General features: G+C 43.6%; 20 protein-coding genes. 15 read left to right on the plus strand and 5 right to left on the minus strand.

What is annotated here, in order from left to right; translation table 11 throughout:
- Nucleotides 1-63: 63 nt before the first annotated feature.
- From F6K53_RS01040 to F6K53_RS01065, 6 genes are read left to right on the plus strand one after another with little or no spacing between them, the layout of a single operon-like run.
- Entirely contained in the window at nucleotides 64-918 is an 855-nt protein-coding gene (locus F6K53_RS01040; protein ID WP_293021947.1) for a hypothetical protein, read from the plus strand.
- A gap of 12 nt (nucleotides 919-930) precedes the next feature.
- A complete protein-coding gene (locus tag F6K53_RS01045) occupies nucleotides 931-2,877 on the plus strand; it encodes a caspase family protein (protein ID WP_293079652.1) in 1,947 nt (648 codons plus the stop codon).
- Between the two features lies 1 nt (nucleotide 2,878).
- On the plus strand, nucleotides 2,879-3,976 hold the full coding sequence (locus tag F6K53_RS01050) for a MoxR family ATPase (protein ID WP_293079655.1): 1,098 nt from the start codon (nucleotides 2,879-2,881) through the stop codon (nucleotides 3,974-3,976).
- Nucleotides 3,977-3,988: 12 nt separating this feature from the next.
- On the plus strand, nucleotides 3,989-6,886 hold the full coding sequence (locus F6K53_RS01055; RefSeq protein ID WP_293079658.1) for a formylglycine-generating enzyme family protein: 2,898 nt from the start codon (nucleotides 3,989-3,991) through the stop codon (nucleotides 6,884-6,886).
- Between the two features lie 13 nt (nucleotides 6,887-6,899).
- Nucleotides 6,900-7,850 (plus strand): formylglycine-generating enzyme family protein, encoded by a 951-nt coding sequence (locus F6K53_RS01060; RefSeq protein ID WP_293079661.1) that lies wholly within the window; start codon nucleotides 6,900-6,902, stop codon nucleotides 7,848-7,850.
- A 58-nt stretch (nucleotides 7,851-7,908) separates the two neighbouring features.
- Nucleotides 7,909-8,265, plus strand: coding sequence for a four helix bundle protein (locus F6K53_RS01065; protein ID WP_293079664.1), 357 nt, complete (start codon nucleotides 7,909-7,911; stop codon nucleotides 8,263-8,265).
- A gap of 116 nt (nucleotides 8,266-8,381) precedes the next feature.
- On the opposite strand, the gene F6K53_RS01070 is transcribed toward F6K53_RS01065, so the two are convergent.
- Nucleotides 8,382-8,627, minus strand: a complete 246-nt coding sequence (locus F6K53_RS01070) for a hypothetical protein (protein WP_293079667.1) — start codon at nucleotides 8,625-8,627, stop codon at nucleotides 8,382-8,384.
- A gap of 334 nt (nucleotides 8,628-8,961) precedes the next feature.
- Here F6K53_RS01070 and F6K53_RS01075 point away from each other — a divergent pair, with 334 nt between their 5' ends.
- Nucleotides 8,962-9,189: a hypothetical protein gene (locus F6K53_RS01075; RefSeq protein WP_293079670.1), complete on the plus strand. Its 228-nt coding sequence runs from the start codon at nucleotides 8,962-8,964 to the stop codon at nucleotides 9,187-9,189.
- Nucleotides 9,190-9,215: 26 nt separating this feature from the next.
- On the opposite strand, the gene psbA is transcribed toward F6K53_RS01075, so the two are convergent.
- A complete protein-coding gene (gene psbA, locus F6K53_RS01080; protein ID WP_293019530.1) occupies nucleotides 9,216-10,295 on the minus strand; it encodes a photosystem II q(b) protein in 1,080 nt (359 codons plus the stop codon).
- Nucleotides 10,296-10,838: 543 nt separating this feature from the next.
- On the opposite strand from psbA, the gene F6K53_RS01085 reads away from it, so the two are divergent.
- Together F6K53_RS01085 and F6K53_RS01090 are read left to right on the plus strand one after the other, a co-directional pair.
- Nucleotides 10,839-11,180, plus strand: coding sequence for a hypothetical protein (locus F6K53_RS01085; protein WP_293079673.1), 342 nt, complete (start codon nucleotides 10,839-10,841; stop codon nucleotides 11,178-11,180).
- Between the two features lie 457 nt (nucleotides 11,181-11,637).
- Nucleotides 11,638-12,363, plus strand: a complete 726-nt coding sequence (locus F6K53_RS01090; RefSeq protein WP_293079676.1) for a helix-turn-helix transcriptional regulator — start codon at nucleotides 11,638-11,640, stop codon at nucleotides 12,361-12,363.
- Here F6K53_RS01090 and F6K53_RS01095 read toward each other — a convergent pair.
- Nucleotides 12,360-12,521 (minus strand): hypothetical protein, encoded by a 162-nt coding sequence (locus tag F6K53_RS01095; protein WP_293079679.1) that lies wholly within the window; start codon nucleotides 12,519-12,521, stop codon nucleotides 12,360-12,362. The genes F6K53_RS01090 and F6K53_RS01095 overlap by 4 nt on opposite strands.
- A gap of 55 nt (nucleotides 12,522-12,576) precedes the next feature.
- Here F6K53_RS01095 and cofG point away from each other — a divergent pair, with 55 nt between their 5' ends.
- The 5 genes from cofG to F6K53_RS01120 all read left to right on the plus strand — a co-directional run bounded on the left by cofG (nucleotide 12,577) and on the right by F6K53_RS01120 (nucleotide 17,043).
- Nucleotides 12,577-13,575 carry a 7,8-didemethyl-8-hydroxy-5-deazariboflavin synthase subunit CofG gene (gene cofG, locus F6K53_RS01100; RefSeq protein WP_293019535.1) on the plus strand — a complete coding sequence of 333 codons (999 nt, stop codon included), beginning with the start codon at nucleotides 12,577-12,579 and terminating at the stop codon, nucleotides 13,573-13,575.
- A 364-nt stretch (nucleotides 13,576-13,939) separates the two neighbouring features.
- On the plus strand, nucleotides 13,940-14,428 hold the full coding sequence (locus F6K53_RS01105; RefSeq protein WP_293019536.1) for an SET domain-containing methyltransferase: 489 nt from the start codon (nucleotides 13,940-13,942) through the stop codon (nucleotides 14,426-14,428).
- Between the two features lie 222 nt (nucleotides 14,429-14,650).
- Nucleotides 14,651-15,841, plus strand: a complete 1,191-nt coding sequence (locus tag F6K53_RS01110) for an LL-diaminopimelate aminotransferase (RefSeq protein ID WP_293019537.1) — start codon at nucleotides 14,651-14,653, stop codon at nucleotides 15,839-15,841.
- 57 nt (nucleotides 15,842-15,898) lie between these two features.
- Nucleotides 15,899-16,579, plus strand: a complete 681-nt coding sequence (locus F6K53_RS01115; RefSeq protein ID WP_293019538.1) for a 2OG-Fe(II) oxygenase family protein — start codon at nucleotides 15,899-15,901, stop codon at nucleotides 16,577-16,579.
- Nucleotides 16,580-16,776: 197 nt separating this feature from the next.
- A complete protein-coding gene (locus F6K53_RS01120; protein WP_293019540.1) occupies nucleotides 16,777-17,043 on the plus strand; it encodes a tetratricopeptide repeat protein in 267 nt (88 codons plus the stop codon).
- A 64-nt stretch (nucleotides 17,044-17,107) separates the two neighbouring features.
- On the opposite strand, the gene F6K53_RS01125 is transcribed toward F6K53_RS01120, so the two are convergent.
- Nucleotides 17,108-19,282: an ABC transporter substrate-binding protein gene (locus F6K53_RS01125; RefSeq protein ID WP_293019542.1), complete on the minus strand. Its 2,175-nt coding sequence runs from the start codon at nucleotides 19,280-19,282 to the stop codon at nucleotides 17,108-17,110.
- Between the two features lie 177 nt (nucleotides 19,283-19,459).
- Nucleotides 19,460-19,738 (minus strand): hypothetical protein, encoded by a 279-nt coding sequence (locus tag F6K53_RS01130; RefSeq protein WP_293079684.1) that lies wholly within the window; start codon nucleotides 19,736-19,738, stop codon nucleotides 19,460-19,462.
- A 291-nt stretch (nucleotides 19,739-20,029) separates the two neighbouring features.
- Between F6K53_RS01130 and F6K53_RS01135 the strand changes: the two genes are divergently transcribed.
- The gene (locus tag F6K53_RS01135) at nucleotides 20,030-20,260 is read left to right on the plus strand and encodes a hypothetical protein (protein ID WP_293065228.1); all 231 of its coding nucleotides are present in this window, start codon (nucleotides 20,030-20,032) and stop codon (nucleotides 20,258-20,260) included.
- Nucleotides 20,261-20,270 lie beyond the last annotated feature (10 nt).

Raw genomic sequence — 20,270 nt, forward strand, 5'->3', positions numbered from 1 at the left:
TGAATGGGTAGTGCTATAATACAGGATTTGAGCAAATCCTTATACAGATAGGTAGGTAATGGTGTGGCTAAGATTGTGGGTGTTCATGGGATTAATCAAGAATTTAGAGGTAGTAATACAATTTATGATAAGTGGCTACCAGCCCTCAAAGATGGTTTGGAGCGTGTTGGAGCTAGATTAGAGTCCGATCATGAATTTCGCTGTGCCTTTTATGGAGACCTGTTCAGAGGTCGGTCAAAATCAGCAATGGGGATACCTAACTATGACGCCAGTGATATTGACTCGGATTGGGAGAAGGAACTCCTCCTGGAATGGTGGGAAGAAGTAGCAAAAGTAGAAGACGATATTAAAGGCCCAGCGGATATATCCAGAGAAAAGGCAACACCCAGACTTGTTCAAAAGGCTTTAAATGCCTTAAGTGGTTCTAGGTTTTTTGGTGGTGTTGCTGAAAAAATCGTCATCTTTTTTCTGAAGCAAGTTGGGGGTTACTTACATAAACCAGAGTTAAGACAGAAAATTCGCGATCGCGTTGTGGAAGCCATAGATCAAGATACCCGTGTATTGGTTGGTCACTCTCTGGGGTCAGTTGTCTGTTACGAAGCCCTATGCCAACATCCAGAATGGTCAGTGGAGGTTTTTGTGACTCTAGGTTCCCCATTGGGGATAAGAGGGCTGATTTTTGATCGCCTGGAACCCTCACCTGTCTCTAATTTGGGGTCTTGGCCGGGAAGTGTCAAACAGTGGATCAACATTGCGGATGCGGGAGATATTGTTGCTTTAGAAAAAGAATTAAATCCTTTATTTGACGGGTTAGTGGAAGATAAGCTTGTTTATAATGGATCTGATGCTCACAATGCTAGTAACTATTTTACTGCATCTGAAACAGGAGAAGCTATTAAGTTGGGCTTGATTGATTAGTAGACGAGGTATATGGCGGGAAAACCCAGGTATTATTTAATCGCTTGTGGAACAAGCAACTACAACGATCAGGATGTAGATAACTTAGATAGTGTTCCGACAGACTTACAGAGAGTTGTTGATTTATTTATTCATAAATTTGGATATGAAGAAGCCTTGACGAATCTTCGTTTAAATCCGAATAAAAATGAGTTGATAAAACAATTTTCAGACTGGCTTCAGCATGAAGAACGATGTCAGAGCGATCGCGTTATCTTTTACTATTCCGGTCATGGTGAAGATCTTAAAGGAGATAGACATTATCTTTTGATGGAAGAGACTGATTACAATCAACTTCCTCAGACATCCTTGGCAACAGAAGATTTAGTTCGTCCTTTGAATAACGAAGGAGTTAAGATTGAACAAATCCTGTATATTATCGATAGTTGTTATTCTGGGGTCGGAATAAGTGATGTCTCGAAATTTACTACACAAGTTGTTCAGAAATACCAATCAGTAGGAGGAGCAGGTATCGCAGTTCATGGGATTGCAGCTTGTCGTGCCAAAGATACAGCGAAAGAAGATAAATTTTCTAGCGCTTTGGAGCAAGTTCTTAAGGATTTAAGTAAAAACTACTTAAGTAAAAACTACGATAATTTATATATTCCTCTAGACTATCTAGTTGACGAAATTAATCAGATTATTTCCTCAGAGCAACGTGCTTCCTACTCAGCTTCTGGCTCTGAGAAATCTGCTAAATTCTTTCCGATTATGTCTAAGACTATACAAACATGGGAAGAAAATAAAGATGAACTCATTAACCAACTTTTTGCTGGATTAAAGAAATATCCAGAAGATAGCTTACTTCAGGTTAACTCCTTTATTTTAAGTTCTAAAACTATTGAAAATATTGTCTTAGACGATGAATTTATTCTGGATTGTACAGAAATCAAACAAAGACTGACTGAATTAGGACAAAAACCAGTTTCAAGAGGAATATGCCCTCTAGTGGCTTGTGCAGAATGGTGTCGGCGAAGATTTTCTAAACAGGATTACAAATTGAGGAGACTTGCTAATACTATTAAAAATTGGCAACAGGACGTTATAAGATATCGAGAAGATGCAAACCTTTCTACAATCCAAGAATCTGTTAAAAAAGCTGATTTAAAATTTCAAGAACTGATTAAGAAAGAAAATCTACGACTTCAAGTTGAGATTGAACCAGAGGTTGATAATGATAATGGTACAGGACAAGCCTCTGGTGCCTTACTTTTGAGTATGAATCTTTGGCTTGAAAGTCAGGATTTACCACTTGGTCGGTTTGCAGAAAAGATACGGTTAGAACCTTGCGACAGTGGAAAAAGTGTCTCTGAGCAAGAGAGTGAGAGTTTATACACTAATCTTGAAAAAAAATTACCCAACTTAATTCGTAAGGCTCGTTATAGTTTACCGGAACGAGTTAATTTAACAATTGAGTATTTTCTTCCCTTCGACTATTTCAAAACAAAATTGGATAATATTAGGTTTAAGCGAGGGAGAAAAATAACACCGCTGGCTGAAGAGTACCCAATTTTTATCAACTCCTATGAACGATATTTTGATCCAGATTTTCTTGAGATTCGTGATGAGATTGAAGTCAAGAAGCAAGGGTTATGGAATGATGTAAATAATTCAGTGACTGAACCCTGTGTTCCTGGGGAATTTGAAGGGGATGATATCTATTATGTGGGTACAGACCCATCAGATTCTGATCTAGAAAGAATTGAGGAAGCTTTACCCATTGCGGTCTGGAGTCGGAACCTGAACCAACCTCTGATTGAAGGAGAGCATCTAAAACTCTCAGAATGGCAAGATTGGCCTAACAAAATACGTGATTTACGAAAAAAGAAAAAGGGTTTGGAGGTAACCCTTCTCTGGGATGATTTATATCCGAAGCCTTCCCAACGCTGTAGACCCTTGAATACCAACGTGGTGGACTAAAATGCCAAAGAACCCAACATCTGACCAGCCGGATCGTCGCATCTACCGGGGCTTAACCCTCAGTGCGGACAGTTTACCAACCCCAGAAGACCAACAACAGCATCTGAGTCGTATTCCACCGCCCCCGCCTTGGCGCACCTTTGGTCTGTCAGTTGAGCAATGGCGTGAAAAAGCAGAATCACAAAATACCCAAGACATCGTAAGAAAGATTAATCCAAGGGCATTGGGGTTTGTTCCGAGCCCGCAAGCTGTAGAATTGGTCAATGCTGCATTGTGTTTGCGTCGCCCTTTACTGATTGAAGGAAATCCCGGTAGCGGCAAAACATCCTTAGCCTATGCAGTAGCAGCTGAATTGGGACTACCGGGGCCTTACCGCTGGTCAATTGTTTCTCGCACTACTTTGAAAGATGGTCTCTATGCCTACGATGCCATTGGGCGATTACAAGAAGTGTCTTTACTGAGGCAACAAGTTGGTAATACAGAGAGAATAAAAGAGCCTGACATTGGTAACTATTTAAGATTAAAACCAATGGGTATGGCATTTCATCAATCTCAACCCCGTAGACCGGCAGTGCTGTTAATTGACGAAATTGATAAGAGTGATATTGATATGCCCAATGATCTCTTACATATATTTGAGGAAGGATTTTTTGAGATTCCAGAACTGAGTCGCTTAAACAGGGACTTCCAAAAGGTACTTCCTTACCGCAGTCAAAGCAATGATAGTGATGAAAAAATTTCGGTTGAAAAAGGATTAATTCAATGTCAAGAGTTTCCCTTAGTCTTGATGACCAGTAATGAAGCACGGGAGTTTCCACCAGCCTTTCTACGCCGATGTCTACGGTTATCTCTCAAGCAACCTGATACAGAAGAGGGTTTTTATCAAATTTTAGAAAACCGCTTTGATGCCACCCATTTAAAGCAACTGGATCAGCCAGCTCGGAAATTAATCAAGGAATTTTTGGCACGGATTAAGGCAAGAGACACAACGTTAGCAACGGATCAATTGTTGAATGCCATCTATTTATTACTACAAGGAGATGACCTGACTGAAGAAACACGAAAAGATGTATTGAATACTATCTTAAAATCACTGTGAGGTCAGGGGGAAATGGTGAGTGAAACAAATCAATGGTGGCAAGATGATAGAGAAGTGGCAGAGCTGATCTGGTGCTTGGCTCACGTAGATCGTATTGTTGCTCCTCCACCTTCTCAAGACATCAAACCACCAGAGGATGTACACCATTCTGATCCGGAATCATCTACTGAAAATCTCTCAGACGATTATCCAAAGAGTCCTCCCTCAGGAAGGGAAAAAGAAGAACAACAGATACCCATTCGGACTTATCCTAAACAGTCCGACTATCCCCGGACTTCCCCTCAAAAACCCGAATCATCCTCCAGTAATTACAGCTCTCCTATTCGTATTCCTGACCCCTTTCCCTTACCCAAACCTAGGGAAATCAGTAAGGCACTGTTGCCTTTATCTAAGCGTATTTCTGGACTGGTAGCCAATGAACTGGATATTGATGCAACCGTTGAACAAACAGCCGAAGCTAATGGATTGCCAATGCTGGCATTTCGTTCTCCCCTAGAGCGATGGTTTGAGGTACATTTATTGATTGACCACTCCCCTTCCATGGCATTTTGGGGAGATTTAGCGGAAGGGGTGGCAACGCTTTTTCGCTGGCAAGGGTTTTTCCGGGATGTACGGATTTGGCACTTCGATACAACAGAACCTACCCCCCAATTGTTTTCAGGTGTTGACCGGATTGAACGGAGTGTTGGTAGCCTGATCGCACCAGGAGGACATCGACTCTTTATTGCCTTAACGGATACTTTGGGAAAAGCTTGGTATTCCGGTCAAGCCTTTGAGGTTTTAGCACAATTAGGAGAACAGCATCCTGTTAGTATTGCCCATGTTTTTCCTCAAACCCTATGGCAGCGCACAGGTCTAGATCAGGCAATTCAACGACCATTGATTGCTAGTCAGCCAGAGTGTGCTAACTCCATGTTACAAGTAGGAGCTAGGCTTCGTACAACTGCTAGGTTATATCAATTTCCAATTTTCAATATATCCGTTAACCACTTTAGCACTTGGGCGAATTTTACGACGGGGAGTGGCAGCAATTCTATTCAAGGGGTTTTAATTAGACAGCATAAGCCCGAAACAGCCACAACTAATTCCAAATCAGTGGCGGAAATTCCCGAAGGCGTTGCTGATTCTGGGTATGATTCCGCCCCCCTAGCCCCCCAATTCTGGGGGGAACAAAACTCTGAAAGTCCCCCAAAGTTGGGGGATTTAGGGGGCTTGACCAACCCCCTAGCCCCCCAATTCTGGGGGGAACAAAACTCTGAAAGTCCCCCAAAGTTGGGGGATTTAGGGGGCTTGACCAAAACCAGACGATCGCGCATTCATACTTCAATTCAGCAACGCCCTCCCGAACAGTTACTGAGAGAATTCTTGGCTAATGCTAGCCCCAAAGCCCGAAAACTTGCTGAAGTTCTAGCTGCTGTTCCCCTCATTCCTCCAGTGATGCGCTTAGCACAACAGTGGTTTTTACCCGATAGCCAACACTGGCATCTGGCAGAAGTTTTTTTTAGTGGTCTTATCCGAAAGTCTTCCTTGGGGCCAGACCAGGCAACTGTTCCCGAAACTTGGTATGAATTTCGTCCGGGAATTCGGGAGTTACTGCTAGGAAATAGTCCAGTTCAACGCACCACTGAGATTTGGCGGGAAATTGGAGATTTCATAGAGCACCGTTATGGTAGTCTCCGGGATTTTCCAGCACGGATTCCCAACCCAGCCGGGTCTGTTCCAGGTATTGCTGGGGATCGAGACCTCTATTTTGCTGAAGTCAAAGCAGCAGTTCTCACCACTTGGGGAGGAGAATACGCCAATTTAGCACAGGAACTCAGTGAAAAAGTAGCAAAACGCAAACGGGAGAAAGATGAGATTGGTAAGGGGACAGTTGATCTCACTGACAACTTAGAACCTTTTGAATTTGAAGCGGAAGTTCCCATCATTGTTTTTGAAGAGGAGCCAGAGGAGGATGAAGAGAAATTACAACAGTGGACATTTAAAACCCCGACTGTTAACCATCAGGGGGAAATTACCGAAACAACCACCTACACTGCCTCTTACTTCACCGACACCCTAACCGATAATGTCGAATTGGAAATGGTGGCTATCCCTGGAGGAACGTTTACAATGGGTTCCCCTGAAAGCGAAAAAAATAGCTATGACGATGAAAGACCTCAACATGATGTCACACTCCAACCCTTCTTTATGGGGAAATATCCTGTCACTCAAGCCCAATGGAAAGCGATCGCATTAATGACAGACTTGAAAGTCCAGAGAGACTTAAATCCAGACCCCTCAAGGTTTAAAGGAGAGAACCGCCCCGTTGAAAAAGTCAATTGGTATGAAGCAGTAGAGTTCTGTGACCGCCTTTCTCAGCTAACAGGAAGGGAGTATAGACTACCTTCTGAAGCCCAATGGGAATATGCTTGTCGAGGTGTCACAAAACCCCTCAACCTTGATACTGGAAAATCCTATCCCCCATTCTACTTTGGAGAGACGATTACCGGACAGTTAGCAAATTACGACGCCTCAATAACTTATGGGGATGAACCAGAAGGAGAAGAAAGCCAGAAAACCAACCCTGTGGGTGAATTTCCTCCGAATCCCTTTGGGTTATATGATATGCACGGGAATGTTTGGGAATGGTGCGCTGATGATTGGCATGATAACTACAAAGGTGCGCCCACAGATGGCAGTGCTTGGATTGAAGATAATGAAGCGGAAAATGTCAATGCTGAAAATAAGTCAGATTCAGATAAAAATGAGAATAATAGATTATATTCTTTGCTCAGAGGCAGCTCCTGGGCTAATCGGCCTAGGCACTGCCGTTCTGCGATTCGCAGCGAGAGCCTTAGGCGCGACGAGCGCCTCGACATTGTTGGTTTTCGTGTAATGTGCGTATCCGGAATGAAGTTTGAAGTTTGAAGTTTGAAGAATTATGCCAAAATTGGCAATAAAACGCCCAAAACAAACCTTTCGAGGCTACAGAGAATACATAGACGGTATCCCTCTCGAAATGGTCTTAATCCCTGATGGAACCTTCACAATGGGCGCACCGGAGAGTGAAGAAGGGAGTCGCAACAATGAAAGACCCCAACATGATGTAACTATTTCCTCGTTTTTAATGGGACGTTACCCCATTACTCAAGCTCAATGGAAAGCGATCGCATCTCGATCTGACCTTAAGGTTAATCAAGATTTAAATCCAGACCCCTCTTATTTTAAAGAGCCCTATCAAGGAATAGATAGATGGCAAAGACCTGTTGAACTAGTCAATTGGTATGATGCTGTCGAGTTCTGTAACCGCCTTTCTAAGCTAACAGGAAGGGATTATAGACTACCTTCTGAAGCCCAATGGGAATATGCCTGTCGAGGGGTTACAAAACCCCTGAACCTCGAAAACGGAGAATCCTATCCCCCATTCCACCTCGGAGAAACCATTACAACAAATTTGGCTAATTATCGCGGGGCGGATGATAAACACTCTAGATGGTCAGGATCTTATGGTAGAGGGCCACAAGGAGAATACCGTGGGCAAACAACACCAGTAGGCTATTTTAAAGTCGTCAACTCTTTTGGACTGAGTGATATGCACGGGAACGTTTGGGAATGGTGCGCTGATGATTGGCATAATAACTATAAAGGTGCGCCCACTGACGGCAGTGCTTGGATTGATAATAATGAACTGGAAAATGTCAATACTGAAAATCAGTCATATTTAGACAAAAATGATGATAAAAGCTTGTATTCAGTGATGCGGGGGGGCTCATGGTTCGACTATCCTTCTTACTGCCGTTCTGCGCTTCGCTTCATCGACTTTAGGCGCGTGGACTGCGACGACTTTCTTGGTGTTCGTGTAGTGTGCGCTGGGATGAAGTCAGAAGTTTGAAGTCAGAAGTTTGAAGTTTGAAGTTTGAAGTTTGAAGTTTGAAGTTTGAAGAAATAATTTGAGTTATCAACAAGTTTCAATTCAGGACAGAACAAAAAAGTTTGCGGTTAGAATAGTCAAAGCTTGCATTTGGTTAGAAGAAGAATCTAAAGTTCCTAGAACGTTAGCAAATCAGTTATTAAGGTCAGGAACTTCTATCGGAGCTAATTGTAGTGAAGCTCAGTCAGCCCAATCCCGCAGAGATTTTATCAGTAAATATGAAATTGCTCTCAAGGAAGCAAGAGAAACAAAATACTGGCTAGAGGTTCTAATAGAAGCTGAACTAGTTTCTTCAGAAAAGTTCAAAGGACTAATCCAAGAAACCGAAGAAATTATTAAAATATTAGTCACCACCGTCAAAAAACTCAAAGAATAGACTTCTGACTTCAAGCTTCTGACTTCAAACTTCTGACTTCTGACTTAATAAAAACTTCTGACTTCAAACTTCTGAATTCTGACTTAATAAAAACTTCTGACTTCTGACTTCAAACTTCAAACTTCTGGTAATTTTTCCATCTCCTGAGCAATTAGCGTCTGAAATTCTTCTCCACAATGAACATTTAGATGAATTGCAGCAGCCAGCAATTCTGCCAGAATCTCAGCTTGTTGTCTAGCACTGAGGTGAGGTGACTTAAGCTGATAGATTAATCCCGTAACCGTTTGGCATTCTGAGCCTAATTCTGTAATTAATGTTTTCAGAGTATTGCTAGTAATAGGAATGGAGCGATCGCGAAACATATAACTTATATCATTTTCGGTTGAACAGTTATAAATATTAGGTAATAGGGAACAGGGAATAGGGAACAGGGAACAGGGGATGGAGATTACCTACTAGAAGAAAGCTATAGCAATTCTCTGTCTTGATGCAGTCGCTCATGGGGGAAACCCCCAAGACCGCGCTGCATCGCTATGCCATGATGTACAAAGGGATCCCCCTAAATCCCCCTTATCAAGGGGGACTTTGAGCTTGAAAAGCGTACTTCATAAATCCTATAAACGCTATTTTTTTATAACTGATTATCTGAATTTGATATTAGATATTGCACCAGTACAAAAAAAATTAATAACGGAAGTGATAACAATCAATTTCAGTACTGACATAGTCAAATATTATCACTGTTCCCGATTCCCGATTCCCGATTCCCGATTCCCGATTCCCGATTCCCGATTCCCGATTCCCGATTCCCGATTCCCGATTCCCGATTCCCGATTCCCGATTCCCGATTCCCGATTCCCGATTCCCGATTCCCCTTATATAAAAACAAAAAAGCGCCCCCCAAACGGAGAGCGCTCTATTTGAATTTAACCAATTAAGTCAAATTTATATTAGCCGTTGATAACTGGAGCAGTTAAAGCAACAGGAGTAGCTTCACCAGCAGCTAGATCTAGAGGGAAGTTGTGAGCGTTACGCTCGTGCATTACCTCGAAACCTAGGTTAGCGCGGTTAAGAACATCAGCCCAAGTGTTGATTACATGACCTTGAGAGTCAATAACACTCTGGTTGAAGTTGAAGCCATTGAGGTTGAACGCCATGGTGCTGATGCCCAAAGCGGTAAACCAGATGCCTACTACAGGCCAAGCACCCAAGAAGAAGTGCAAGGAACGGCTGTTGTTGAAGGACGCATATTGGAAGATCAAACGACCGAAGTAGCCGTGAGCTGCAACGATGTTGTAAGTTTCTTCCTCTTGTCCGAACTTGTAACCATAGTTCTGAGACTCGGTTTCGGTGGTCTCACGCACTAAGGAGGAGGTCACCAAAGAACCGTGCATAGCACTAAACAGCGAACCGCCGAATACGCCAGCTACACCCAGCATGTGGAAGGGGTGCATAAGAATGTTGTGCTCAGCTTGGAACACGAACATGAAGTTGAAGGTACCGCTGATTCCCAAAGGCATACCATCGGAGAAGGAACCTTGTCCAATGGGGTAGATTAGGAACACGGAGGTAGCAGCAGCCAAGGGAGCGCTGTAAGCAACGCAGATCCAAGGACGCATGCCTAGACGGTAGCTCAGCTCCCACTGACGACCCATGTAGGTGAAGATACCAACAAGGAAGTGGAAGATGATTAGCTGGTAAGGACCACCATTGTAGAGCCACTCATCTAAGGAAGCTGCTTCCCAGATTGGGTAGAAGTGCAAACCAATGGCGTTAGAAGAAGGAACAACAGCACCAGAGATGATGTTGTTGCCATAGATCAAGGAGCCAGCAACAGGCTCACGGATGCCATCGATGTCCACAGGGGGAGCAGCGATGAAGGCGATGATGAAGCAGATGGTAGCGGTTAGCAATGTGGGGATCATCAGTACACCGAACCAGCCTACATAAAGGCGGTTGTTGGTGGAAGTGATCCAATCGCAGAACCGATCCCACACGTTAGCGTTACGCTGGTTTAATGTGGTAGTCATGTTCGGATGATTGCGTTTATTTGATTATCTAGGTTCAGCAGGCTTGTTTCGCCTGTCTGTATTTATCCTAATACAATGCTGAAGATAAATACATTTTCGGGGTTTAATCGTAACTTTATTTAAAACTACTTAACTCTACTTAAGAAAAACTATGCGATCGCTTTCGTTAATGATTACTGAAAGCTGGCACCATTTTGCTTAATCCGAGGGATGAATCAAAGGGATTAATCCTATACTGGGCAAGACTTAGGCCATTATATGGCCAGCTTGGTTAATCCGTTTGATCCAGTGCTATATTAGCTTAACATTGCTTAACAAAAATAGCAGTGATTGCTTTAGTCAATGATTGCTCAGAGCTGGGAAAATTTTGATTAATCCTAGGGATTAATCCTAGGGTGGGCACTGCCTACCAACGCTATGACAAGCTTCTGAATCTGTCTGATTGACTGCTATAACAACTTAACATTACTTAATAAAAAAGGTGCGATCGCTTTCGTGACCATATATTAGGTTTGTTAGACCTGTGGGCAGGAAACGGGCAAGATGCCCGTTCCACAACGGGCAAGATGCCCGTTCCACAACGGGCAAGATGCCCGTTCCACAACGGGCAAGATGCCCGTTCCACAACGGGCAAGATGCCCGTTCCACAACGGGCAAGATGCCGATTCCACAGGATTAATCTTGGGGTGGGCAGTGCTTACCAAAGTGCTTTGCAAGCTTGATTATCTGTCTGATCCACTGCCCACCCTACTACTGTCGGCAGAGAACAGGCAAGCAAGAAGAATCCTAGGGTGGGCAGTGCTTACCAAAGTGCTTTGCAAGCTTGATTATCTGTCTGATCCACTGCCCACCCTACTACTGTCGGCAGAGAACAGGCTTTTCTAGCGCCAGAGTATAGACGTAGTAGTATGAGTACAGGCTGAAAAACCGCAGGCTGAGCCGGGAGAGAGACCCGTAACTTATCGACCTGAAAGTAGTAATGCTCCCAGGGCAGGGAAAATCCTCCTTAAAAACCCAATCATTGGCCGTAGGCCACGCTACGCGAACGACTACCAATCGGTGTGTGAACCCAGGAAAATCACAACTTGAGAGGCGCCCGGGCCCCACACTTCCGATCTTTTTTACAAATATGAGATGCACCCCGGTCCCTTCACCCGGCTGCCCTTGATTGCAAACAAATGCAACGAATTTGAGAAATCTGTAGCTTGCTCATTGTAGCTACAGGAGTTCGCCTATAACAATGACTGTATCAGTAAGCCAGAACGAGTTACTCAATTCAGCCATCTCTGTATAGAGTTCTTGGGTAATTCGCATGCGTTATGGGTATTGAAGGAGATTCAACATGTATAGCTTAGAGTCCCAGATTAACCAGCAAGTCAAAGGTTTCGATCGCGTAGCGTGGCCTTCCGCCAATCGCTTAGCGTGCCCTTCCGCCAATCCCGTAGCGTGGCCTTGCGCCAATCGCGTAGCGTGGCCTTCCGCCAATCAGCTCAGTCATTCAGAAAATAAGTATCAGGTTACTAGTTTACAATCGAAGAACCCTCAATTTCTTCTAGAAGAAATTCTTGAAGGGTTTGTTGACGGTGTCTTGATTCTGACGTCTCAAGGAAAGTGGGTTCATGCTAATGAACGTGGGCGTCGCATTTGTCGTCAACTCTGTCAATATCAGTCACAGATGAGTTCTATCCCTGAGTCAATTTGGCGAGTGTGCGAAGGGTTAATTGATAGTTGCGATTGGTTTTCTGGGCAAAAAATGATTCTTGAGTCGGAAATCCAAACGGATAATTCCTTAAAGTTTCGAGTTAGGGTCAGATGGTTAGTCTTGGATAATCAAGCACAGCATTATCTGTTAGTCACTCTAGAGAATCGCCATAGTTCTGGCTATAATGCTGCTATTACTGATGCTAAAAAATATGGATTGACTAACCGGGAAGCTGAAGTTTGGTTGCTTAAGAAAGCTAAACTGTCTTACAAAGAAATTGCGGCTCGGCTTTATATTACTACCAATACTGTTAAGAAGCATATGAAAAATATTTATGCTAAACAACAGGCATTAGTTAGTAGCTAATAGGGAGTAGGGAGTAGGGAGTAGGGAGTAGGGAGTAGGGAGTAGGGAGTAGGGAGTAGGGAATAGGGAACAGGGAACAGGGAACAGGGAACAGGGAACATTGATATAGCACTACGCATTAAGATGTTTGACATTCCTAAACTCCGAAACTTAGTCATAGCTTACTTTTGACTTCTGACTTCTGACTTCTAACTTGCGCGGGTGTTTTTTCCTATGAACGTTTCTGATTGCCAATCTGATTCCCAAATCATTACCTACAGCCCTGCCTACACTTTGGTTCCCACTTATGAATGCTTTAATCGCTGTAGCTACTGCAATTTTCGTGCTGAACCGGGTAGCAGTCCTTGGTTGACTCTGGAGGATGCTGAAAATCAGTTAAGGTTGCTTCAGTCTCAGGGTGTTTGTGAAATTCTGATTCTCAGTGGTGAGGTTCATCCTAGGTCTTCACGGCGCAAAGCTTGGTTTCAACGAATTTATGATTTGTGTGACCTGGCTTTGTCTCTGGGATTTTTGCCCCATACTAATGTTGGACCCTTGAGTTGGGAGGAGATGGCGGCACTCAAGCAGGTGAATGTGTCTATGGGGTTGATGTTGGAACAATTGACACCGGAGTTGCTCAAAACCGTTCATTGCTATGCTCCCAGTAAGATACCAGAAGTTAGACTACAACAGTTGCAATGGGCGGGAGAATTGGGGATTCCCTTTACGACCGGTTTGTTGTTGGGGATTGGTGAGAGTGAGGAGGATTGGTGGGAAAGTTTAAATGCGATCGCACAAATTCATCGTGAGTATGGTCATATCCAAGAGGTGATCCTGCAACCTTATAGTCAGGGCACTACAGAAATGTTTCATAGTCAGTCTTTCGGGATTAATCAGCTGCCAAAGGTGATTCGGAAGGCGCGTCAGATTTTGCCCTTGGATATTACTATCCAAATTCCTCCCAATTTAGTTGATACTGTTGGGGAATTGCCTCAACGGTCTTCTGCTCTATTAGCGTGTTTGGAGGCTGGCGCACGGGATTTAGGAGGAATTAGTCCCAAGGATGAGGTGAATCCCGATTATCCTCATCCCCATAGTTATCGATTGCGGGAAGTGATTGAACCAGCTGGGTGGAAGTTAGTAGCGCGTTTGCCTGTTTATCCTAAGTATGACAGTTGGTTACCTGCGCGATTGCGACAAGTGGTTAAGAGATGGCGGATTGGTGATAGGTAATTGGTTATGGGTAATTGGTAATTGGTAGACGTGTTGAACACGGAAATGTCGGAACTGTGAGCAGATGGGAAGATGGGGAGTTAAATTGGCAACTGGTGTGGTTTCCAAGGGAGCAATTAGGTTGGCATGCCAGGCATATGCCTAGACTTTATTTTATTTAACCTTGTCGATAGATGATATATTAGAATGTATAACGATTTGGCAGTGACCATAAAACTCAAGTTCAGTTTTGAGCAATCAGAGCTAAGTTTTGATAAGTTTACCATATATTAGAACGCAAAATAGTCTAAAATATGGCAACAATCAATAACGTCTATCCCCAAAAGTAAATTACAGATTGTAGTTATCGGAGACTTGAATTTAAATGCAGGTTACTGTACAAATAACAAAAGTAAAAGATTTTGCTGAAATCCGCGAGTGTCCCACAACTGGGAGCAAATCCCTACATGCCACCGCCGAGTTTATGCCCGGACAGTTCATCCATAATTTTGGGCCTAAAGAAGTCCTCGATCGCCCCAACTATTTAAGCGTCCAAATTAGCGATCACCAACATATTATGCTCGACCCCGAGTTTTTGCAATACATAAATCATAGTTGCGATCCCAATGTTTGCTTCGATACTAAAAATATGGTGGTTAGGGCACTCCGAAAAATAGAAATAGGAGAAGAATTCACATTCTTTTATCCATCAACGGAATGGTCTATGGATCGGGGATTTGATTGTATGTGTGGAAGTGAAAATTGCCTGGAATACATTCAAGGTGCTGCCCACTTACCCCTAGAGGTTTTGAAAAACTATCAACTTTCGGAGTACATAGAGCAAAAGCTAGCAATTTCGCCTAGGCATATATAGCAATTCTATTTCCCATGAGGTACAAAGGGATCCCCCTAAATCCCCCTTAAAAAGGGGGACTTTGAGGTTGATAATTTTACCTCATAAATCCAATAATCGCTATAAGCCATAAATCCTTAGTGTTAAGGGCGATTGAGCCTTCAACAGAAAAAAATGCTAAAGCTCTTGGTGCAGATGCTACCAAGGCGATAGTCACTCATCTGTTATCCATTCCGATTCAAGATGGCCACTAAAAATTTATCTCTGAGTCAGTTAAGTGGAGGAAAAACCTATACCGAAATCGTTTTTAACCAAGTTTGGGGTAAGGTTGAAGCCTATCGAGCAAGCCATCCACAACAACAACTATTTATGATGGCTTTTGGTGACACTACTCAGCCTTTGCCACCTACAGTGGTGCGGGCTTTAGTAGAGGCAGCAAATCGCTTGGGCGATCGCCAAACTTATACGGGTTATGAAGATATTACCGGAAATCCAGCCCTGAGATCGGCAGTTTGTGCCGACTATTACCAGAAAAAAATGGACATCGATCCGTCCGAAGTTTTTATCAGCGATGGCGCTCAATCGGTTTCGGTCAATATTCAAGAACTGTTTGCTCCAGATAATACAGTAGCAGTACAAAACCCCACTTACCCCTCTTTTGTGGAAGGAACCTTAGTGGCAGGTCGTCCATTGGTAAACTTGCCCTGTCGCGAGGACAATAATTTTGTGCCCAAGCTTCCGGATGAAAAAGTAGATCTGATTTATCTGTGCTTTCCCAATAACCCCACGGGAGCGGTTGCTACTCCCGAACAGCTCCAAGCTTTTGTGGACTATGCCAGAAGTCACCAAGCTGTAATTATTTTCGATGCTGTTTACAGCCCATTTATTACGACCCCAAACATACCCCAGAGTATTTATGAAATCGAAGGGGCCAAAGAATGCGCCATTGAAATTGGCAGTTTTTCCAAATGGGCAAATTTCACCGGTTTGAGGGTGGGGTGGTGCGTTATTCCTCAAGGGCTAACCATTAAAAATACAGTGCCAGGAGAATTAAATGATTTGTGGCGGCTCCGCCATGCTGTTAAGTTTTGGGGTACGGCTAATGTTGCCCAGCACGGAGCGATCGCTGCTTTATCCCCAGCAGGGCAACAGGAATGTCAAGAAGTGGTACAGTATTACCTGAAAAATGCTCGCTTGCTCCGACAGGGTTTGGCAGCAACGGGGCTAACGTGCTTTGGTGGCATTGATAGTCCTTTTGTTTGGGTCAAGGCACCCCAAGGCTTGTCATCCTGGCAGTTTTTTCAAAAAATGTTGCAATCGACCGGGATTGTGGGCGTCCCTGGTTCCGTGTTTGGGGATTGTGGAGAAGGATACTTGCGTTTGGTGGCATTAGGACCGAGAGAGGAGATTGAAGCGGCTGTCAAAAATTTGTGATGGATCAGCAACCGCGCCTTTTCGATCTGGAAAATAACAAAAATAAGGAGTTGAATTATGACTGTTATTGAACTCGAGCGATATCCGATAATTGATGAATTGGATGGAACAGAAGCAAATCTCATCGATAAAGTAAGAGATTACTTGAATAAGTTTGGTTTTTTTTATGTTAAGGATGCCATTGAAGCCAGAGTCAAAATAGATCAAGATCTAGAAAATATCCAAGATTCAGTTGATGTCTATTACGGAGAAGATGCCTACACCGGTGAAGGCTCTGTTTTTCATGGGACTTATAGCCGATTTGAAGTGGGAGAAAGTACAACGACAGAGCAATACTTTGATTTTTTTAACCAGCTACTGGACATCATCTCTCGTGCTTTGGGATACCCGGAAGAATTTTTAAAAGAATTTTCGCAACAAGAAAACTATGGGTTGTATATTTACGATCGAGAAGAAGAGTATATGAAATACATCAAAAAGGTCGATTCCGAAGAGATTTCGATTGCACCTCATAAGGATAGATCCTTAATTACGATTATAATTTCGATTGCAGGGTTTGAAGGCTACAAACAAGAGTATGGCTGGTTTTCTATTCCAGATCGGGAAGGTTACCTGATGGTTCAGGCAGGCACGCTTTTGCAGGATTTAACTAAGGAAGCAATTAAAGCAAACATTCATCGGGTTCGAGGATATGATTCCTCGAAAGCATTATTTTGGAGTAATTTAATCCCGGTCTAGTCAAAACAGCGATCAGCATGTAGGGTGGGCAAAAACATTTTGTTTTTTTTTAGTTTTATAGATAAAAGAACTTTGCCCACCCTGCTTTAATTGGTATTTTGTTTACGGAATTCCCTAATGCTGCGAGGTATGTTGAGATCAAATCTGTAGCCCAAGGGTATCTTAGAGGAAGATAGGGACAAACTACTAGAAACCTCATGGCATCTATTCCTAATCCAACTCTGGCAGCTGGTCTAGAAGCTCTGAAACAGGGCAATTACCAGGATGCGATCGCACACTTAGAAGGTGTCTGTGAGATGGAGTTGGATGACTCCATTGTGACGGAAGCCTCTCAATCCCTAGTGCAGGCATATCCTAAGCATGGTCAACCGGAAAAAGCGATCGCACTTTGCCAACACCTGAGGGAACACCCTGACCCCCAGATACAGGAATGGGCAGCTAAAATCGAGGCTGAGCTGAATTGAACAAAATGTCTCGCGCAGTGCGTTCAAGATTGTAGGGTGGGCAAAAACATTTTGGTTATTTTGACTATTCCCCATCAGCGACGGCATTAGAAAAGTACCAAAGATGGGCATTCCAATTAGTATCGAAATCGTTGGGTAATCGCTCCTGAAGACTAGAAGATTGTAGGTGAAGTAGCTCTGGTTTTTTGAGGGGAATTGGGATTACAGTCCAATTTTTCCTGTTCTTGAACTGGCTATGGAGTTTCTCAGTATATGGTAGCACTGCCGCACTATACTTTTGACTACTTACCACCTCTGTGACTGCATCAAGCTGCCCTAGGACAGAAATCACAATACGATCCAATCGTGGCGCACCTTTTACATAGTTGGGAAAGGCATTCAGTACAATTTCTTTGCCTGAGTCAAATGTCTCAACCTGGAAAGGTCCACTGCCAATGGGCTTCAGCTGAAAGCTTTTTTGATTGTAAGCGTGGCGCGGTACTATACCGATAGTCATCACAGAGGCAATGTAGCGTGGTAGTTGAGACTCAACAATGTCAATGGGGCGGGGGCGTGATTGGTCAACGATTTCGATAGACTCAATCTGATCAGACTCAATCTGATCAATGTTCTGCCTAGACTGAATCTGATCCCGGTCAATGGGCGTAATGGTATCATCCTTATCAATATCAACTTGATCAGAATTATCGTCTTTGCGTTCCTCTTCTTTGAGAAAAGGCCACAGTACTTCAAAGCTGATTATCCGATCATTAACGACATTGATACCTCTGATTATGTTTATTACCCGCGTATTTGGGCTTGAGTTAAGTTTTTTAATATATACCTGATAGGTAAACTCCACATCAGCTGTAGTAAGCTGTTTTCCGTCATGGAAACTCACATTTTCAGACAGCTGGAAAGAAATTAGTCGAGTATTCTTGTCCCTATTTTCACTCCACCACCAACGAGTGGCAATATCCGGCACGAAAGCCCCTCTTTTTGGATCAAGACGACCCAAACCACGGAAGACTAGGCTCAACACATCCCCTGGACCGTAGTTTATATCCGCTGAAGGGTAGTTGATGTTCACTAATGGGTCAAGGGTATTGATCTCACGAAAATCAGCAATGGTTAGTTGGTTTAGACCTTTAACCTCAATCTGTCTGGTAAAGGTGCTGTTAGCTCGGTTGAGGTCTAAATGCTTGTGGTTGGGATCAGCAGTGAAGCGGATGGTGTGGGAACCAGCTTCGAGTCTGAGCTGGCGACGGATACTGCTGTCTTGCGATCGCTGATTGGGCTGCAAGGGACCATGGGATTGGATTGGCTGCGGCTTGTTATCCACTGTCCACTGTACCTCGAAGGCATCAGAAGAACTATTCCCTTGATTGATTAGATCAGCTTCAATGGTAATCAGCTCTCCTGCTGATGGTTGATCTGGTATGATAGTAATATTGCGCACTCGTAAATCAACGCTGATTGCTTCCCAAGACAGCAGATTAGTGGTTTGACCATCGATAACCACAAACAAGACACCAGAGCCAGTTACTTCGGGCATGGTAACTATTAAACGGGACTTGCTCCACTCCAGAATCTGTGCTGGTTGACCTTGGAACAAAACTGCGGCATTAGGGTCGCGATCGCCAAAATTATCTCCCTCAATCACAACCTGACTTCCCGGTAGTCCTTTTGCTGGCTTGACCTCACTCAAGAACGGTAGCTGTCGCCATATCCGAATCCGTGAATCAGCAATTCCAGTTTTGCGGCTGAGTTCAGCTACCATTGCTGCTGTTTGGGTGTAGCCTTCAAGGTCATTAACTGAGTAAATCCCAATCCCATTTAATTGTTTTATCTCAGCTTCGGTAATACCAGGTAGAGTAGCCAGGGGCCTGGTGCTGATGGGTTGATCAAGTTGCTTACGCACTCCTTGTAACTGGCTTTCTAGGACTTGGGCAAAATCCAGTTTGATAATAGTAGCGCTATTTTCTCCAGGGTCTGTAGTCCGAAATAATATTTTCCCGTCAGAGGTACGGCGCAGCTTAACTTCTATATCCAGTTTAAGCTGTTTAATCGCCATCGACTTGCCACGGGCATAAGATTTCAAAGAAAGGGTATCTTCAGCACGGTCAATTTCAGCAGCGATCGCATCAACCATCTCCGCTAGCTGCCATTCCGTGTTTTCGTCTTTATTGCTGTTTGTATTGTTTTTTGTATTACTTTTTGTATTATCGTTGCTGGCTGTTAATGATTCCTCATTAGTCATAGTAGTTTACTAGCAAATTAAACTTCGGAATAGTAGTCTTATCAGCGCGTTTGTATTTGATATTTAAACCTGTATGGTCTTTTTTTATTAGACAATAAAACTCTAGATCTGTTTCCCCTCCTGGGAGGGGTTAGGGGTGGGTTCCTATTGCCTATTGCCTTGCCCGTAGCGCTATAGTTATTTTTCAGGAGCGATAGTCATGCGGATCCGACCTAGTTTACCGACAGGGGGAGTTTCTAGGGTTGAAGGTAAACTAATCATTACTCGTGATGTGGTTTCCTCTTGATTTAAAAATTGCCCATCGGTTTGTAGGTATAAATGGGCTGGAATATCAAAATAAACATCCGTAACCTGTAAATTCGTTTCTGTAGTGCTGTCAGAATTTGTCTGGTCGAGGGTGCCAGATACTTCTTGAAGGAGCAGGGCAATTAAGTTGCCTAGTGTGATGTCAGCCATAGGTAATGATGCACAGGGGATGATTGAGGTTACTTAATAAGGGAGCAGGGAATCGGGAATCGGGAATCGGGAATCGGGAATCGGGAATCGGGAATCGGGAATCGGGAATCGGGAATCGGGAATTGGAACAAAATCTTGTGTACCTTATTACTATTAGAACAGTAATGTGAGCACTGCTAGATATAATTTACGGATAATTACCCTTAATAAAAATCCTAAGCACTCAGCCCTCAGCTGTCAGCCGTCAGCCTTTGGCTGATAGGACTTAAAGTGGCGTTGCTTAATAATGGAATGATTTTAAGAGTGAGGTGGAATGGGCATCTTGCCGTGGAATGGGCATCAGGCGTGGAACTGGCATCTTGCCAGTTTCATGCTTATTTTCGGGCGGGCAGGATGCCCACTCTACGAATATTAATTCTTGTGGAGCGGGCAGGATGCCCACTCTACGAATATTCATTCTTGTGGGGCGGGCAGGATGCCCACTCTAGGAATATTCATTCGAAGATTCAGCAACGCCCTTAAAGTAGCGTGC

The sequence above is a fragment of the Moorena sp. SIO4A1 genome (assembly GCF_010672065.1).
Classification (GTDB): domain Bacteria; phylum Cyanobacteriota; class Cyanobacteriia; order Cyanobacteriales; family Coleofasciculaceae; genus Moorena.

Coding starts and splice junctions, on each gene's coding strand:
- F6K53_RS01045 (WP_293079652.1), top strand. CDS start 931: ATGGCGGGAAAACCCAGGTATTATTTAATCGCTTGTGGAACAAGCAAC.
- F6K53_RS01050 (WP_293079655.1), top strand. CDS start 2,879: ATGCCAAAGAACCCAACATCTGACCAGCCGGATCGTCGCATCTACCGG.
- F6K53_RS01055 (WP_293079658.1), top strand. CDS start 3,989: ATGGTGAGTGAAACAAATCAATGGTGGCAAGATGATAGAGAAGTGGCA.
- F6K53_RS01060 (WP_293079661.1), top strand. CDS start 6,900: ATGCCAAAATTGGCAATAAAACGCCCAAAACAAACCTTTCGAGGCTAC.
- F6K53_RS01070 (WP_293079667.1), bottom strand. CDS start 8,627: ATGTTTCGCGATCGCTCCATTCCTATTACTAGCAATACTCTGAAAACA.
- psbA (WP_293019530.1), bottom strand. CDS start 10,295: ATGACTACCACATTAAACCAGCGTAACGCTAACGTGTGGGATCGGTTC.
- F6K53_RS01085 (WP_293079673.1), top strand. CDS start 10,839: ATGCCCGTTCCACAACGGGCAAGATGCCCGTTCCACAACGGGCAAGAT.
- F6K53_RS01090 (WP_293079676.1), top strand. CDS start 11,638: ATGTATAGCTTAGAGTCCCAGATTAACCAGCAAGTCAAAGGTTTCGAT.
- F6K53_RS01095 (WP_293079679.1), bottom strand. CDS start 12,521: ATGACTAAGTTTCGGAGTTTAGGAATGTCAAACATCTTAATGCGTAGT.
- cofG (WP_293019535.1), top strand. CDS start 12,577: ATGAACGTTTCTGATTGCCAATCTGATTCCCAAATCATTACCTACAGC.
- F6K53_RS01105 (WP_293019536.1), top strand. CDS start 13,940: ATGCAGGTTACTGTACAAATAACAAAAGTAAAAGATTTTGCTGAAATC.
- F6K53_RS01110 (WP_293019537.1), top strand. CDS start 14,651: ATGGCCACTAAAAATTTATCTCTGAGTCAGTTAAGTGGAGGAAAAACC.
- F6K53_RS01115 (WP_293019538.1), top strand. CDS start 15,899: ATGACTGTTATTGAACTCGAGCGATATCCGATAATTGATGAATTGGAT.
- F6K53_RS01120 (WP_293019540.1), top strand. CDS start 16,777: ATGGCATCTATTCCTAATCCAACTCTGGCAGCTGGTCTAGAAGCTCTG.
- F6K53_RS01125 (WP_293019542.1), bottom strand. CDS start 19,282: ATGACTAATGAGGAATCATTAACAGCCAGCAACGATAATACAAAAAGT.
- F6K53_RS01130 (WP_293079684.1), bottom strand. CDS start 19,738: ATGGCTGACATCACACTAGGCAACTTAATTGCCCTGCTCCTTCAAGAA.
- F6K53_RS01135 (WP_293065228.1), top strand. CDS start 20,030: ATGATTTTAAGAGTGAGGTGGAATGGGCATCTTGCCGTGGAATGGGCA.